General features: G+C 67.4%; 19 protein-coding genes. 1 reads left to right on the top strand and 18 read right to left on the bottom strand.

Annotated features, from left to right (window positions below):
* The 13 genes from BFL28_RS14270 to BFL28_RS14210 form a co-directional block, all read right to left on the bottom strand.
* Positions 1-771 (bottom strand): outer membrane protein (locus BFL28_RS14270; RefSeq protein WP_069321223.1); only part of this gene is annotated, 771 nt, incomplete at its 3' end.
* A gap of 112 nt (positions 772-883) precedes the next feature.
* On the bottom strand, positions 884-1,381 hold the full coding sequence (locus BFL28_RS14265) for a DUF2793 domain-containing protein (protein WP_069321222.1): 498 nt from the start codon (positions 1,379-1,381) through the stop codon (positions 884-886).
* Positions 1,378-3,531, bottom strand: coding sequence for a phage tail protein (locus tag BFL28_RS14260; protein WP_069321221.1), 2,154 nt, complete (start codon positions 3,529-3,531; stop codon positions 1,378-1,380). The genes BFL28_RS14265 and BFL28_RS14260 overlap by 4 nt, the downstream gene beginning before the upstream one ends.
* Before the next feature lie 2 nt (positions 3,532-3,533).
* Positions 3,534-3,902 (bottom strand): NlpC/P60 family protein, encoded by a 369-nt coding sequence (locus BFL28_RS14255; RefSeq protein WP_069321220.1) that lies wholly within the window; start codon positions 3,900-3,902, stop codon positions 3,534-3,536.
* Positions 3,899-4,705, bottom strand: a complete 807-nt coding sequence (locus BFL28_RS14250) for a DUF2163 domain-containing protein (protein ID WP_069321219.1) — start codon at positions 4,703-4,705, stop codon at positions 3,899-3,901. The genes BFL28_RS14255 and BFL28_RS14250 overlap by 4 nt, the downstream gene beginning before the upstream one ends.
* Complete coding sequence (locus tag BFL28_RS14245; RefSeq protein WP_069321218.1) at positions 4,702-6,984, bottom strand: DUF2460 domain-containing protein; 2,283 nt, start codon at positions 6,982-6,984, stop codon at positions 4,702-4,704. The genes BFL28_RS14250 and BFL28_RS14245 overlap by 4 nt, the downstream gene beginning before the upstream one ends.
* Complete coding sequence (locus tag BFL28_RS14240; RefSeq protein WP_069321217.1) at positions 6,984-7,541, bottom strand: tail tape measure protein; 558 nt, start codon at positions 7,539-7,541, stop codon at positions 6,984-6,986. The genes BFL28_RS14245 and BFL28_RS14240 overlap by 1 nt, the downstream gene beginning before the upstream one ends.
* Positions 7,534-7,728 (bottom strand): phage tail assembly chaperone, encoded by a 195-nt coding sequence (locus BFL28_RS14235; RefSeq protein ID WP_069321216.1) that lies wholly within the window; start codon positions 7,726-7,728, stop codon positions 7,534-7,536. The genes BFL28_RS14240 and BFL28_RS14235 overlap by 8 nt, the downstream gene beginning before the upstream one ends.
* Positions 7,725-8,030, bottom strand: coding sequence for a gene transfer agent family protein (locus BFL28_RS14230; protein WP_069321226.1), 306 nt, complete (start codon positions 8,028-8,030; stop codon positions 7,725-7,727). Before BFL28_RS14230 ends, BFL28_RS14235 begins: the two co-directional genes overlap by 4 nt.
* A 50-nt stretch (positions 8,031-8,080) precedes the next feature.
* Positions 8,081-8,488 carry a phage major tail protein, TP901-1 family gene (locus tag BFL28_RS14225; protein WP_069321215.1) on the bottom strand — a complete coding sequence of 136 codons (408 nt, stop codon included), beginning with the start codon at positions 8,486-8,488 and terminating at the stop codon, positions 8,081-8,083.
* Position 8,489: 1 nt separating this feature from the next.
* Positions 8,490-8,891 (bottom strand): DUF3168 domain-containing protein, encoded by a 402-nt coding sequence (locus tag BFL28_RS14220; protein ID WP_069321214.1) that lies wholly within the window; start codon positions 8,889-8,891, stop codon positions 8,490-8,492.
* A 177-nt stretch (positions 8,892-9,068) separates the two neighbouring features.
* A complete protein-coding gene (locus BFL28_RS14215) occupies positions 9,069-9,617 on the bottom strand; it encodes a head-tail connector protein (protein ID WP_069321213.1) in 549 nt (182 codons plus the stop codon).
* 103 nt (positions 9,618-9,720) lie between these two features.
* Entirely contained in the window at positions 9,721-10,782 is a 1,062-nt protein-coding gene (locus BFL28_RS14210) for a phage major capsid protein (RefSeq protein WP_069321212.1), read from the bottom strand.
* A gap of 147 nt (positions 10,783-10,929) precedes the next feature.
* Here BFL28_RS14210 and BFL28_RS14205 point away from each other — a divergent pair, with 147 nt between their 5' ends.
* Positions 10,930-11,514 (top strand): hypothetical protein, encoded by a 585-nt coding sequence (locus tag BFL28_RS14205; protein WP_069321211.1) that lies wholly within the window; start codon positions 10,930-10,932, stop codon positions 11,512-11,514.
* On the opposite strand, the gene BFL28_RS14200 is transcribed toward BFL28_RS14205, so the two are convergent.
* The 5 genes from BFL28_RS14200 to BFL28_RS14180 all read right to left on the bottom strand — a co-directional run bounded on the left by BFL28_RS14200 (position 11,499) and on the right by BFL28_RS14180 (position 15,346).
* Positions 11,499-11,888: an HK97 family phage prohead protease gene (locus BFL28_RS14200; protein ID WP_241527344.1), complete on the bottom strand. Its 390-nt coding sequence runs from the start codon at positions 11,886-11,888 to the stop codon at positions 11,499-11,501. The two genes, BFL28_RS14205 and BFL28_RS14200, sit on opposite strands and share 16 nt — an antisense overlap.
* Positions 11,885-12,190 (bottom strand): DUF6127 family protein, encoded by a 306-nt coding sequence (locus BFL28_RS14195; RefSeq protein ID WP_069321210.1) that lies wholly within the window; start codon positions 12,188-12,190, stop codon positions 11,885-11,887. Before BFL28_RS14195 ends, BFL28_RS14200 begins: the two co-directional genes overlap by 4 nt.
* The gene (locus tag BFL28_RS14190; RefSeq protein ID WP_069321209.1) at positions 12,187-13,299 is read right to left on the bottom strand and encodes a phage portal protein; all 1,113 of its coding nucleotides are present in this window, start codon (positions 13,297-13,299) and stop codon (positions 12,187-12,189) included. Before BFL28_RS14190 ends, BFL28_RS14195 begins: the two co-directional genes overlap by 4 nt.
* Positions 13,300-13,374: 75 nt before the next feature.
* On the bottom strand, positions 13,375-14,046 hold the full coding sequence (locus tag BFL28_RS14185) for a spermidine synthase (RefSeq protein WP_069321208.1): 672 nt from the start codon (positions 14,044-14,046) through the stop codon (positions 13,375-13,377).
* Positions 14,047-14,074: 28 nt separating this feature from the next.
* Positions 14,075-15,346 (bottom strand): DNA-packaging protein, encoded by a 1,272-nt coding sequence (locus BFL28_RS14180; protein ID WP_069321224.1) that lies wholly within the window; start codon positions 15,344-15,346, stop codon positions 14,075-14,077.
* Between the last annotated feature and the right edge of the window lie 566 nt (positions 15,347-15,912).

The following is a 15,912-nucleotide window of genomic DNA, read 5'->3' as shown; positions in this document are numbered from 1 at the left end:
GGGCTTCATCGGCGGCGGCGTCGGCGTTGCTCGCGTGAAGGGCGAATATGCCCTGAACACGCGCGGCGGCGGCGGCGGAGTCGGCGCACCGAAGTTGAAGGTCACGCCGCCCATGATGCTGTGCGAACGGAAACGACCTTCCGCCGTACGGCCGGTCACGTCGACCAGACGAACGTTGTCCGCGTTGAAGAAGCGGTACTTCAGGGTGACGTCGACGTTCTCGCTGATCGGCTGACGAATGCCGGCGAGCGCCTGCCAGGCGAACACGGTGTCGGAATCGTCGAGGAACGCGCCGCGCGTGTTCAGGGCATATTCGCCCTTCACGCGAGCAACGCCGACGCCGCCGCCGATGAAGCCCTGCACGCCGTCGTCTTCGCCGAAGTCGAGCAGACCGTTGACCATGAAGCTCAGGGCCGAGGTCTTGCCGCCAGCATAGTCATAGGTGCCAGCCGGCGAAGCGACGATCGCGCCCGCCGCGTTGTAGGCCGGCGTGGTGAGCGTCGAACGGTAGGCGTCGACACCTGCCTGACGATAGCTGACTTCCGCTTCTGCACGGAACCCACCAAAGTCATAGCCGATGGTACCACCGACATCCCAGCCATAGTTGTGGTCGACCGTGCCGGCATCAGCCGTGGCGCCGATATCGAAGTCGATATCCTCGACAATCATCGCGCCGCCTTCGATACCCACGTACCACGCGTCGTCCTTTGCAAGGACGGGCGTGCTCAGAGCGGTCGAAGCAAGTGCCAGCGTTATGGCAAGCTTCCGCATCATAATCCCCTTTCTTGGTTGTCACTTCGGACAGCGCTAACTTCCTAACGGCTGCAAAGTTTCCGCGCAAGCGCACAAAATCCGGGGACTGTTGCCGGAACGTCACAGTTTTTCAGCTGGAGATTAGGCCATGGGTGCGCAATGCGGTGAGAACCTCGCCGATCACCGATCGTGCGGCCTCATCGACAATCGCGCCGCCTGCCGGTTCCTGGATCGGCGGCTGGCGCGCGGCAAGGACGCGCTCACCCTCGACCAGGATCCCGCTCGCTCGAAGGGGCCCGATTTCCCAGTCTGCTTCGTGCCATCTTGCCGGCAAACCGCTGTGGCGAAGCGTGACCGTCAACCCCTCACGCGGCGCAATGAAGCACCAGCCGCTTTCGCTCCATAGCGCCAGATGCGCCGCCATGCCGCTCCACGCGCCTGTAGGTGCCGCATCGACGATCCAGAGCTGTCCAGGCACTGGGTCTGCGGACGGCGGCTCCGACGCGATGGTCTCGACCATCGGATGAAGCAGCGCATCGATGCGGACCAGGGCCTCGTTGTGAAACAGCTCCTTTTGAGCCTGTCCTGCGGCGAGCAGCGGCAAGTCAAAACATGTGGTAAGGCTCATACGCCCGTATCCTCCAGCGGTGGAATGGTGATGACTGCCGGCGGCGACAGGCCGTGGTTGCCCCCTTGTCGAACCTCGACATCAATGCCTTCGCCCCACGCATCGGCAGACAAGGCGATCATCGGAATGCTTGTTTCGATGATCGTCGGGGTGCCGGAACTCGGCACGATGCGCACTTGATAGCGTTCAGCCTCTTCACCGAGGGGAACATCGGCCCCATCGGTCCAGCGCCAACCCGATCGGCTGCGGCGCACCCAGGTCAAATCGACGCTACCGTCGTTATTGAACAATGCCTGCAATGCGACCGGACTGGGCGGCGTGCAGGAACTGCCGTTGCAATGGACGGTTCGCTCGACGCCGTGTGGATCGCTTGGCGACGTCGCCATAATACGGACTGCGTTGCTGCCAACCGGCACCTCGTAGTCCGTCAACTTGCCTGCTTCGATCATCACGAACCGACCGCCGCCGGCAGCATGTCCGATCGCAGCCTCGGTTCCGCGCCGTCCACGCCACAGCCTGCGAAGTCGCCAGCGATTGTCGCCCAGCGGCTCGGCTTCGCCGAATTGCAACAACTCATCGCCAAGCAACGCCAGGTTCGCACCACGATCCATCCCAGCTGCATCGGCGTCGTGCAGCTGCATGCCGCCATGGGCCAACTGCACCACCGCCTCATTGCGCAGGTCCTCCAGCTCAGCGGCCGCCACACCGGGAGGATGTTCGACGACTCCAATCGTCGCGGGAAGCGCCGTGGCACCGGCGGGTTGCCAGCTCGTCCCGTCATCCATGCTCACCGAGAGCGCAGCTCGTCGCCAGCCCGGCGCAGTCCCGCCCGCAGCGACCAGGATGCGCGGTGCGGCCAACATACCCTCGCCCAGATGCGGCACCTCGAAAGCTTGCAGGATCGTCTCGCCGGCTTGCTGATCAGGCGATGGCAGAAAACGCCCCGGCGTGGCAGCGGCTTGGATCGGAGCAGGTGCGATCCGCGCCAGCTCCAGCGTTACGGCCATCCGCTCGAGCGACCAGTCAACGACCCGCCACTGGCCCGGTTCGCCCTTGATCACGACGCGCTCGCCCGGCGCGATCCCCATCGCTTGCCAGTTCGTGTCTACGATCCTGCGTTCACGCTCCATCTCTGCGCGCGACAGCATCGCCTCGGCCAATCCCTTTGCTGCACCGGCGTCGAGCGCGGCCGGGAGCTCAATTGCTTCAACGCGATTGCCAGGACCAGGCCGCGATGCCTGTTGCAGCTCCGCCTGATAGTCTCGGGCCGGATCGTAATGGCTTACTGCCACCGCGTGCGGCACGCGATCGACCGGCGCGATGTGACGGCGACCAGGGCCGCTTGCGCCCACTTGATGCACGCTGATATCCGCTCCGACGCCCGCTGCCAGGTGAAGCCGATCGCCCGCCGCGAGCGGCCACGCACCCATCGCTTGCACCAGCGGCTCGATCACACCGCGCTGCGATTGGCCGTAAGCGGAAAAGCCGGCGATCGGACCCACCGCGTCACCCGGATCGATCCGCCCCTGTGACACGGCCGCGCAGATTGCGCCCGCTGTCACGTCCCCCGGGTCGGCGATTACCTCGAAACTCAGTGAGGGAATACGGTTGCCGAAGTCGGTCAGGTCCAAGTCTTCGAACACAGCGTAAGCGGTTCCGCGGTGTGCCGGCGCAAGCGACGTGCCTTCAGCCGCCGCGATCAGGGGGTCGGGTCCCTGATCTTCGCCGCCGAGATGGAGGCGGAACCCCGTCGCCGCCTTCCAGTCTGACGCCGCGCCGCGCAACAGCTTGCCGTCAGCCCAAATCCGCCCGACGCCAATGATCGGCCGCGCGGACAGGGCGACCGCGAACGAGGCGCTATAACTATAGCTGGTCGTCGTCGGCCTGCCCTTACCGCCTTCGCGACGACGATGTTCGACCAAGTCGGTCGCCCAGATCACCGACCCCGCGATGCGAAGGGTTCCGAACACCTGCGGGATGGGTGTGCCATAGCTTGAGCTTTGCAGCTTAAGCTCCGAGAGGCGTGGCCCCTCGCGTCCCTTCGGCCTGAAGATCTCGCGGTCGACGCGCTGCCCCAGCAGCCCGCCGACCATCGCGCCGATCGGCCCACCAACAGCGCCTCCCAGCGTCGTCAGCAACAACGTAGCCATCTCTAATCCTTTCGCCAGCGCATCAGCGCGGTCCAGGGCGGCGTCCCGGGTCGCTCGACCACGCGCCGCAACATCGCGTCGGCATGGATGACGCCGCCCTCGCTTGCGATTCCGAAGTGCAGCTGCCCCGGCCCCGCTCGAAACAGCACGAGGTCGCCGACCCGTTCATCGCTGACTTGTGTCAGACCCAATGCCGCGACAATCGCAGCAGCCATTTCCGCGTCGCCGGTCCGCAATCCGTAACCGCGCGGCGGGGCCACGTCATAGGCAAGCGCGGCAAGCCCGACGCAGTCGATCCCCGCCGGTCCGCCCCTGCCGTGCACCCGAAACCGCGTGCCGATCGCGGTGCGCGCCCGCTCGATCGGTGTCATGCGCCCGGATATCGAGTCAACAGGTCGATCCCCGGCAAATACGGCTCGCCGCGAAAATTGGCGGCATTGCCGAACCGGTTCGCACAGGTTGCGATCGACTTGTCGCATCCCTCGCGCAGTTCGATCAGCGCACTGGTCGCCGCAAAGCGCGGGGGCGTGCGCAGCGTCACGCCGTTAGTGTCGGACGCGCTGACCGCATCCTCCAGCCCGCTATTCGGTCCGGTCAGCCAACGCACGCTTCCGCCGGCATAGACGTCGGAGGCCGGCAGTCCGCCCGCCAGCGTCAGCATGGTTCCATCCAGCCGCTCGACTCGCGCCATGTGCGTCCGGCCAGCCATCGCCACGCGGCAGCGCCGATCGCCCAACATCGCTCGACACTCAGGGGAGGTGCTTTCCGTAACGGGCGCAGCGAGCGCGGCCGCTGCTCCGCGCAACTCGGCGGTCAGCGCACCATCGCGCGTCTCGACCGCGCCGATCGTTCCCGTCCCGATCGAAACATGCTCCGCGGGATTGCACCAATCGGCTGCGAACAGAGTCACCTGCGCGCCATCCCAACGCCCCGCCAGCAGATCGCGCTCGCTGATCGCTGCGCCGGTCAGGGTGCCGGTCATGTCCATGCTGTCCGCGTCGAACGACGCGCTGCGCTTGATCGCAGAAGGCGCGACGCCCGGCGACGCGCGATAGATCAGCTCGTCGATCGTCAAATCGCGGTCATGTGCGGTAAGGCCGATCGTGACTCCGTCACGGCGATCGATCCGCCAGCACAGCGCGATCGTGGCCAGCGGCTCGTCCAGCCAGCTCATGCGTCACGCACTTCGACCAGCGGTACGCTGGGTGCCACACCGGCAAGATAGGTCGCCCGGCTCACCGGCAATTGATCTTCCGCAAAGCGCACCATCACGTCGAAGCGGAACCCCGCGGTCAAGACCGCGCCTGCGGACGGTGGCGTATCCAGTACGACGACGCCGCCCTCGTCCAGCTCGAAGGCGGGTGTTTCCACCCCGTTCACCGCTACTCGCACGCTGCCGCTGACTGGGCGCGTGATGCGCCGGCTGACCTCGCCATAGTGTTTGACCAGGCCAAAGGATTGCCGCGCGCCATCGCCTTCGCCGATCACTTGATCGATGGGTCGCGGCTCGCCACCATCGTTCGAACAGTCGTCGAACGGATCGCGCAGGCGGAAGGCGCGCGCCGGGCCCATTCGCGCGCGGTAAAAGGCCAGGAGTTCGCGGATATCGGCCTCGCTCCGCACTCCCGGCCCCACATCGTAGCGAGTGCGCGCCTCCGCCCACGCCGCGCTGCGCGCCTCATGCCCCCCGGCGCTGGTCAGGATCGCCGTTGAAACCTCGGGCACAACTTCCGCGTCACGGCCCAGCGCCAGCGGGAACAGCACGTCGTCGAACGCCTGCACATCGTCCTCCTGATCGAAATAGGTAAAGCCATCACGGATCACCTGCGGCAGCGCCCAGATGAACGTCGCCGCAACGCCGCGACGTTGCGCCGCATCCGCTGCGTCGACGATGCCGCGCCACTGGTGCGCGTCTTCGCGATTCAGCACGAAGCCCGCGAAATAATGCTGCCGATCGACCGGATAGCCCAGGCGCGTTTCGGCCAGCGCAACGCCGCGCGCCGTCGCCACGCCATTGCCGGCCGCGGCCCAGTCGTAATCCTCCAGCTGCAGCATGTCGAAGGCGGGGTACGCCCACTCGACCGGGAGGTTCGCGCGCTTGACTTCCGGCGCGGCGAGATCCAGCACGGTCGGCAAATAGGCGAGGAGCAGCAAAATGGCGTCCGCGGCATCCGCTCGCACCGCTTCGCACAGCGCTGCCGTCGACGCTGCAAGCAACGCACCCGCCGCATCCAGCACCGCCGTATCGGGATCGCCGCGCACGTTCTGCTCGGCCGGATCCCCCAGCGCCGCCCGCGCCGCCGCATCATGGATGCACAGCCGGCCATCCGGCATCACCCACCACCATGGCTCGCCGACCTGGAACTTGATCGCCAACCCCGCCGCCGAGCCGATGCCGACAAAAGCACGCGCGACTGCTTGCAGATATGCCACCGCCTCGCCCTTTGCAGGCGACAGCAAGGTCGAAGGCGGCGTCCACCCGGTCAGCGCAGGCGACCCGTCATGCGCGCGCTGCTTCCACGCTTCCGGGCAATGCGCATCGAACAGCTCGTAGCTCAACGACCAGATGATGCCGAACCCCAGCGCCTTCGCCCGCTTCGCGAAATCGGCATGCCACGCAGCGCACGGTCCATTCAGCGCTCCGCCCGTCAGGCTCACGCAATAACCGTCACCGACCGCTTCGAGCCGGAAATAATGGCTCATCCCGACATAGTGGACGATGTCCCCGCGATAACCGAGCTGCAGCGCATTCCGCAGCAGCCGGGCGGGCGTCATATGATAGCTGTCGTCATAGCCGCTGCAGATCGACAGCCCATGCTCGGGCACCACCACCTCGCCGATCCCGAGCACGGCGCCCGGCCCTTCGACTGCGATCTCGCTCAGTTCGACCCAGGCATCGACCGGCGGGTCCAGCGCTGCGTCGACCGCCGTAAAGCCTGCCGGTACCAGGCTCACGAACATCCGATCGATATCGCCGGCCCATAGCGGATCGGCCTCGTCCGGCAGCATGAAGCCGCCCACGACGCTGGCGAAGTCGATCGAGACTGTGGCATCCTCTGGCGTGCCCTGCGCATGATTCCACAGCCGTACGTACCAGGCGCGCAGCTCGCCCGTCGCATCGCGCCCTTCGATCGTCAGCACCGGACCGTTCACCGCGTCCAGCGGCAGCACACCCGAGGATCGCCAGCGGAACCGCAACCGACAGTCGCGATAGTCCCGCCGCGTCTCATAGGCGAGCAATGCATGGTCGTGCCGGTCCTCGCTCTCCCAGATCAGCCCCGCCAGATCGTCCTGGCGATAGAACACCGCATCGACGCGCAGCGCATCCGGTGCCGTGCTCACCACACTCGCCATCATTGGCCGCGGGAAGTTGACGGTCCAGAACCGCGGATCGAAGCGCGTCATGAACCCCTGGGCCTGCACCGTTCGCTGCTTGGCGAGCCAGTATCCCATTACTCGGCCTCCATCAGCGCAGCCCGCACCGCGCGTGCGACCTGCCGGCTCGATTGCTGCATGGCCGCGGCGTTCTCGCCGCGCGGCGCATTGATCGTGATCGCGACGCGCACGTCGCGGTTCCCGTCCATCTGCGGCGCTTCCACCCGCCCGCTGGCGGCCGGCACGAACAACTCTGGCCCGCGCTCACCCACGACATAGGCGCGGCCGCCCGTCACAGGCCCGCCCGTGGCACGTCCCGGCAGTCCCAACAGCCCACTCAACGCACCTCCCAGCCCGCCGCCCCCGCCGCGCCCGAGGATCGTATTCAGCCCGCCGCGCATCGCTTCGGACGCGATCTCGCCAAGCACTTGCAGGGCCACGCGTTTCAGATCCTCGAACCCAAGCTTGCCGGTCCGCGCGGCGCGCAGCATCGCGCGCTCGATCGCATCGCCGGCGCGATCCGCCCCGGCTTGCAACGGACCGTCGATCGTCCCGCGCATCTCGGCGACATCACGCGCAAAGCCCTGTGTGTCGGCACGCACGCTGATCACCAGCCGCTCGATCTCTTCATCCATCGGGAAAAGTCTCCATCATGCGCGCGATCGCGGCCCGGTCGGGTGGCGCGACCTCGTCACCGGCCAGCGCGCGCACCAGGGTCGACAACTCGTCTGGGGTCGCCGCCCAGAACACGTCCGGGGTCCAGCCGAACACGACCCCCGCTTGTCCCGCCAGCCGCGCGGCAGCTTGCGCGAACTCGCTCATCGTCCGGCCAGGATCTGCCCCAGCAGCAGCTTGAGCGCCGGCGTCGCCGTTGCCAGTCCGCCGGCCGCGACCCCCTCACCGAACGCTTCCCGAGTCAGCCCCTCAGGCCGTTCGCGCAGGCAGTGCCAGAACAGCGCGACCATCTCGCTCAAACCAAGCCGGCCGTCGGCGGCGCGCTCGACCAGCGCGAACAGCGGCCCTACTTCCTCCTCGGCCGCCACCAACGCGGCGAAACTCGGCCGCAATACCAGGCTTACCCCGCCGACCCGCAAACTGGCCTCTCCACGCGCGGGATTCGCCAGATTCCGTGTTCCGCCCGGGACAGGCACGTGAGGGTGACCCGCGTCACCGCTCACGCCGACACCACGGCGCCGGAGCTCTCCAGGTTCAACGTGTAGGAACGCTCGCCATTGAAGTCGCCGGCATAGTCCAGCCGGGTGACCAGGAACCGCCCGGTCATCGTCGCCCCGCTCTCGAAGCTCAGGCGATAGTCGTCCAGTACCCCGGACAGCGCATTGGCCTTGACCCGCGCTTCCGCCGCCGATCCGGTGAACACCCCCGCGCCCGATACGCTCACCGACCGCACCCCCGCGCCGGACAGCAGCTCGCGCCAACCACCTGAGTCCTTCGACGTGATGGTCACTGCTTCGCCATTGACGCTCAGCTGCGTCGTGCGCAGTCCAGCGACCGTCGCATAAGCCACGGGCGATCCACCATCGCCGACCTTCAACAAGAATGCGCTGCCCTTTTCCGCTGCCATTTCATCCCTCCCTCAACATCCGAATCCGAAATTCACTCGTCGCTGCCCAGCGCCCCTCGCCCTCCCGGACCAGCCGGCTCCGGATCAGCATCAAGCTTATGATCCGCCACCCGCCGCCCAGCTGTGCGGGCATGGCCAGGACTGCTTCCTCCGTCGAACCGGCCAACTGCTGTGCGCGCACCGGACGCTCGCCCAGGTCGAACAGCGTCACCGCCACCCGCCCCTCGCGCCCCGCCATGTCCTTGGTGCTCCAGTCGGTCAGCACGGCATCTTCGACCAGGGCATAGGGCCGCGCGGCGCGGATCGGCGGCGCATCGAAGACCCGCGTCAACGTATCGCTCAGCACCGGATCGCTTGCGATTGCCGCGACCAGCGCTGCCTGCAGTTCAATGTGCGCGCTCATTTGAGCAGCCCCGCTATCCAGCGCAGCCGCGCGTCGCGGCGCAATCTACGGCCTTCGATCGCCACGCCGCCCGGGACGGCATCTGCCCTCACGCCCGGAACGGCCTCGGCGATCCGCCCGGCATCTGTCGGGATTGGCGGGCAACGGCGGCCGCGCCGCCCCGCCCGACCTGCGCGGTCATGCCCGCCGCTCCGGTGACAGCCGCATCCGGCGCCACGGCCGCCACAGCGCCGCAACAGCCGCCGGCGGCGCGCTGCCGTCCCGCGCCTCCAGCAGATGCGCCGCCATCCGCGTAACACCTTGCATGATCGGCGGCGGCAGCTCGTCCCAGCCGGCACAAAGCCCCGCCGTCAGCTGAACGCGGAACCGCTGCTCGCCTTCTTTCGCCGCGATCCGCACCCAGCCGCGTCCCCCCGCATCGATGTCAATCGCATAGCGCCCGGCAGGAACGGCAGTGCCGACGGCGTCCACGTCGACAGCTTCTACCCCGCCGATCGCAATCGCCGGAACCGGGCTCAGCAACTGCCACTCGCGCGATGGCGTCAGCATCTGCTCCCATTCGCGCGCGATCAGCGCCTGGCCCGTGAACGCCTCGCACAGCGCGAGCGCGGCCGCTGCCATGCGCTCGATCGCCGCATCGTCACCGCTACCGTCGATACGCAATTCCGCGCGCACAGCCTCGCGCGCAGCCGCGATGGCCGCCTGCGGAAAGGGCGGTGAATCCATCTCACGCTCCTCGATTGTTGATCTTGCAAATGGGGCGGGCGCATCTCCGCCCGCCCCGCCGCTTCAGCCGGCCACGAGGGTCATCGGCTTGTCACTGCCGCTGTCAGGCTGCGGCAAACTTCATGACCTTGATTGCCTCGCTGTTCGTCACCGCGCCGCCGATGCGCTTGGTGGCATAGAAGTGGACGAAGGGCTTGTTGCTGTACGGATCGCGCAGGATCTGCGTCTCGCCGCGCTCGGCGATCAGGTATCCCGCCTTGAAGTTGCCGAATGCGATCGACAGCGAATTGGCCGCCACGTCGGGCATGTCCTCGGCCTCGACCACCGGATAGCCGAGCAGGGTGGCCGGTTGCGCCGCCGACAGCGCCGGTTGCCATAGCGCCACACCGTCGGTGGTCTTGAACTTGCGGATACGCGCCAACGTCGCCGAGTTCATCACGAACACCGCGCCCTGGCGATAGGGCGGTCGCAGCGCCTGGACCAGGTCGATCAGCTTTTCTTCAGGATCCGCCGCGAACGCGCCGGCAGCGCCGGACGCGACATGCTGCAGTGTTCCGAACGCGCGCGCGCCGTCGCCGGTGGCGGCGGTCGCATAGCTGAGGAACCCCTTGGGCTTGTTCGTCCCGTTGCCGCTGACAAAGGCCGCGCCCTCGGCCCGGGCGAACTCCCGAGCGATCTCGTCCGCCAGCCAGGCTTCCACATCGAACGCCGCGTCGTCGAGCATCGCCTGGCTCGCCGCCGGGTTCGCATAGAGGTCGCCCATCGGCGGCGCGATCTCGTTGAACGCCGCCGTCGCCGTTTCGGTGCGCGCGCCTGTCTCCGCCGCCCAGCCCGATGGCGTCCCGCCCGATGCGACCAGCTTGCGATAGCCGGCGCTGCCCACTGTCACCACATTGGCGATGGCGCGGATCGGCGAGATCGACGCGAGCGTCGTATCGACCAGCGCATCGATCTCCCGCGGGATGGCATAGCCGCCCGCGCCATCGGTCGCCCCGGACATCGCTTTCATCTCGAGCGCGCCGTCACCGCTGCGAAGGAATCCTTCGAACACCGCGCCGCTGATCCCCGGTGCCCGCGCCCCGCTCAACATCGGTCGCGCCGCCGGCACGCCCATGCCTTCGATCGCCTCGAACGATTGTTCGAGGGCGTCTGCCTTCGTTTCCATGTCTTTCTCCCACGTGAATAAATCCTGCCCCATGTCGGGCAAGGCGACAGCGCCAAGCGGGCGCGATGAAGATGAGTCGTGCCGCTCGGCCTGATCGATTGCGTTACCGTCGCCCCGCTCTAAGCTGCGGGCCGGGGGGCCACGGCGATGAGCCAGTTTGAATTCTTCATGACCTTTTACTCGCTGCTCGTCGGCCTGGCGGTCGCTGAGCTGCTGCTCGGCTTCATGAACCTCATGCGCCATCGCCAGCGACCTCGGCTCGGCCTGCTCACGCCGTTGCTCGGCGCGGTGGTGTTTCTTCAGCTGATGGCGCTGTTCATCGACGCTTGGACCAGCATGCGGACGGTGCAGATTTCCATGCTCGGCCTGGCGGTGCCGACCTTGATCGGCGTGGCCACCTTTGCGGCAAGCGTGCTCGTCGTCCCGCGCGATGTCGAAGAGTGGCCGGATCTCGATGCCTACTTCTTCCGCAATCGCCGCATCGTTCTTGGCTTGCTCGTCGCCGTGAACCTCCTGATCCTGTTCCACGAAAGCGCCAAGGTCAGGCCCGACCAGCTCATTGCCTACGCGCTGGTGAACTTGACCGGGTTTGCCTTGCTTGGCGGGGCGATGGCGCTTCGGCACCGCTTCGCCGTGGCCTTGAGCCTCGCCGCGTTGATCTGCCTGTTCATCAATGCCTACAGCAACACGCGCTTCTCGCTGATGCGCCTGTTCAGCTATCTGACCGGCTGATCGCTCGCCGCAATCGCATGCACGCGCGCCAGCTTCTGCATCGGCCGCGCCACCAGGCTTACTTCGCACAGCTCCAGCGCGCGGATCTCGCGCCACTGCCCATGTCGCGCCGCCTTCACGCGATAACCGAACGACAGGCCGTCCACCGCACCCCGCGCCACCAGCCCGGCCAGCTCGGGCACGTCCACGCGCCCGGTCACGCGCAGTCCGCGCGCGTCCTCGCCAATCGTTTCGATCACCCCGACCGGTGGCCCGCGATGCTGCCATAACAGCGGCACGCGTCTCACCCACGCACCGAACGCCCCTGGACGGATCACGTCGCCGCCACGATCCGGCGCATCGAACACTGCGGCATAGCCGGCGAAACGAGTCACTTGCTCAATCCCCAGAACCCCAGCTTGACCGCCAGCCCCACCATCACCAGCGCCAACAGCATCCGCACGACCCAGCCCGCCACCGCCTGCACCGCCGACTTCTTCGCATCCCGCCACGCGCCCAGCAGCTCGCGCAGCTCCGCCATGTCCTTCGCCGCGCTCGCATCGGCCAGGCCCAGCCGCGTCAGCGCCCGGCTTGCGCCGAGTTCGCCTGCTTCCTCGGCAATGGCGCGCAGCGTCGCCATGTCCGCTCCCTCGGCCACACCTTGCGCCATCAGCTGCGCCAACAGGCCGCCGTTCATCGCTCCAGTCCCAGCAATTCGCGTTTCTCGTCGTCGCTCAGGAAGTCCGCCGCGCTGACGCTGCGCCACAATCGCTCACGGTCCTCTGCCATCGCCGGCACCTTGTCGACCTCGACCCACAGCTTTGCTCCGTCGAACCAGCCGCTCAGCCCCTGCGCCAGCCCGGTCAGGATCGTGTCGGCCAGCGGCAGGATCGTCAGGCGCCACACTGCGCGATTAGCTTCGCGATAGTTCGCATAGCTGTTGTCGCCCGGCAGGCCGATCAGCATCGGCGGCACGCCAAACGCCAGCGCGATCTCGCGCGCCGACGCTGCCTTCAGCCCGACAAAGTCCATGTCGGCCGGCGTCAGGCTCATCGCCTGCCAGCGCAAACCTCCCTCCAGCAACATCGGACGGCCGGCATTTCTGGCGCCGGCAAAGCCTGCTTCCATCTCGCCCTTCAGCCGCTCGAACTGGTCCGACGATAGCGCGCTGCCATCGCCCGGCTCGTAGACCAGCGCCCCCGATGGCCGGGCGGCGTTGTCCAGCAGCGCCTTGTTCCAGCGTGTCGCGGCATTGTGGATCGCCACCGCGCCGCTCGCCGCGCCAAGGCATCCCAGGCCATAATGATCGTCCAGCGGATTGAATCCACGCAAATGAACGATCTGCGGCCGACCGGCCTCGTCCTCCGCCGCGATCCGGCTGACCGATCCACCGACGCGATAGCGATAGGCAATCGGCCAGCCGCCGGCATCGGTCTCGACGCTGATCCGTTCGGGTCGCAACGGAAACAACTCGGCCACGCCGCCCGCGCCATCGCTCAGGATCTGAACATATGCGTTGCCGTGGAGCAGCAACTGCGCCGTCAACAGCGCGCCCAGTTCCTGCCCCTGCACTCGCGCGCTCACCAGCTCCACCAGCGCCGCGTCCGATCCCGCCAGCGGCGCACTTGCCACGGCCTCGGCCACGATCTTTACCGCGCGCTGAGCCACCGGATTACCGGCATAGCCGTCGCGCACCTGCGCCTCATAGCTTTGCGGCCACTCGCCCAGCGCGCTCAGCGTCCCCTGCCCACGCGCCAACACCGGACGCGACCCATCGCGCCCGGACCTGCGTCCGAACCATTTCATGATGAAAACTCCAGCTAATCCGTCATCCCGGCGAGCGCCGGATGTCACGCCACCCTGATGTTCAACGCTGCGGCGCTACCGCTTCACCCCGAACCAGATGACATGGCGCGGCCCCTTGCCATTCTGGCGCGCACGAACCGCCACTTCCTCGACCGCAAACCCCGCATCGCCCATCCGCCGCCTGAAGCGATCGTCCGGTGCCGCCGACCACACGGCAAGCACCCCGCCCGGCTTCAATGCCGTTCGCGCGCGATCAAGCCCGCGCATCGTATACAGCCGGTCATTGTCCAGCCGCGTCAGCCCGTCCGGCCCGTTATCGACGTCCAGCATGATGGCGTCATACTGCGCGCGTGCCCGCCCGATCACCGCGCCCACGTCATCGATCACGATCTTTGTACGCGGATCGTCCAGGCACCCGGCTGCCAGTTCCGCCATCGGGCCCCGCGCCCATTCGACGATCTTGGGCACCAGCTCGGCGACGGTGCAGCGCGCGTTCGGCCCCATCAGCGCCAGTGCCTTGCGCAACGTAAAGCCCATGCCATAGCCGCCGATCAGGACCTGCGCGTCGGCCGGCGATTGCAGCCGCGCCAGCGTCATCTCGGACAGCGCCTCTTCCGACCCGCTCATGCGGCTGGACATCAGCTCGTTCCGCTCGAGCACGATCATGAAATCGTTTCCGCGCCTGAACAGCCTCAACGGCTCGCCACCCGGCACTTCGGCCACATCGATCAGTTCGCGCGGAGTCATGCCGCCGCTCTAGCGCAAGCTGGCGGCATCACAACCGTTCGACCCGTGCCTTGCGCCTCATGCCCAGGCGCAATTCGCTCACCGCCCACACCAGCGCATCGGCACGATCGGGCGAGCGGCCCGGTCCTTCATAGCCGCCGCCGGTCACGAGACCGCACAATTCATCCTCCAGCATCGGGAAGACACCGGCATGCCGCACCGCGCCGCGGGCATAGGCCGCAGCGACCGGCTCCGCTCGCGCCACCTTGCCTCGGCTCGCATGCACCAGCTTGACCGGCAGCGTGACGTCGGCGGCCGTCAGCACCGATCGCACCATGTCGCCGCCCTGATTCTTCTCGGCGACCACGCGGTCCGCCTGATGCCGGCTCGCGCACGCCGCGACCGCCGTCGCCCACCGCTCGGGCGAGGCGCCCTCGACGCTCGCATCCTCCAGCACATGGCAAATGCCCGCCCCATCCAGCGCGACCGCCACGATCCCGCAAGCATCGCCACTCGCGCTCGCCGGCGGATCGACCCCCACTGCCACGCGCGTGATCTGCACGGGCGGCTCGCCTCGGCAGTCCTCGATCATCGCGCGGGTCCACAGCGCACCCTCGACATCCTCGATAAACTCGCCGTCCAACTCCTGCCGCCCCCACCGCGTACCACGATGCTGCGCTTCCATCGCGGCGATGAAGTCGCGGGGCAGGTAAAGATTGTCGCGCGTCCGCCCATGCGTTTCGACAAGCGCGGGTAATGCGCGCACCTTGCGCATCAGCGGCGTTTCGCGTGGCGTGGTCGTCACCAGCACGCGCGGCCGCGTGCCCAGCCTCAGGCCCAAGATCAGATTGTCCCACGCCGCTTCGCCGCGCTCGCCCCATTTGCCCAGTTCGTCGCACCACGCAAAATGATGCTCCGGTCCGCGCAGCCCTTCGGCAGCAGCCGCCGAATAGCTGAACGCGATCGCGCCGGAGGCAAAGTGCAGTTCGCCCGCGTCGCGCCGCCATTTGACCTTGGCGTCGTGCGGTGCCGTCGCGATCAGTCCCGATCGCCCCTCCACCATGATGCGGCGAACTTCATCCATCGTCGCGCCGACCAGCGCGAACCGGCCGTGCGGATGCCGGCGCGCCAGCTCGTGCAGCCATTCGCTGCCGGCGCGCGTCTTGCCAAAGCCGCGCCCGGCGCGGATCAGCCACACGCGCCAGTCGCCAGCTGGCGCCACCTGACCTGACTGCGCCCACACCAACCAGTAATCCGCCAGCGCGCGCCGCATTGGCTCCGTCATCGCAGCCATTGCTTCGGCCCGCTCGGTCGGCAGCATGGCGATCAGCCGGTCGAGCAAGTCGGCGACCGACGCGTCTACGCCGTCCACGCCGCTCACGCGATGTCACCCGGGACGCGTGCGCTCGCCCCAACCGCATGCTGATCGACGCCCGCTGCCTTGCGGGGCCGCGACGCCCCGCGCCGCTGCGTAGCGCGGGCCGGATATCCACGCTTCGTCCGCCCGCTCCCGCATGCCATGTCCATCTCCCCAAACGCGAACGGGCCAGACGTTTCCGTCCAGCCCGCATCCCCGACTCGCGATTCTTCAGCGTTCATGTTTGTGCCATATCAACGTGACGCTGTCAAGTAGCTATAACCGATTTGGTTCACCGCTGCCTGCTTTCCAGAACATGGTTGCGCACGCGCAGTCGGCGAACAACGAGCGGCAGGGAAGCCCGCTGCGAGGCGCCCTCTGCGCATCGGCCTCCATCCGGACCCGGTTGATCTAACCGTGGCGATCGGCCTGCGGTTGCTGCCTGTTTTACCTGGTCGAGGCGCTGTCCACGACCCCCGCCGGATACGCCCGCATCACTATTCATAGGGTGGCGGTTGACAGCCCCTCCC

Source organism: Sphingomonas turrisvirgatae, assembly GCF_001721295.1.
Lineage (GTDB): Bacteria > Pseudomonadota > Alphaproteobacteria > Sphingomonadales > Sphingomonadaceae > Sphingomonas > Sphingomonas turrisvirgatae.
This window is presented reverse-complemented; position numbering and strand designations above follow the sequence as displayed.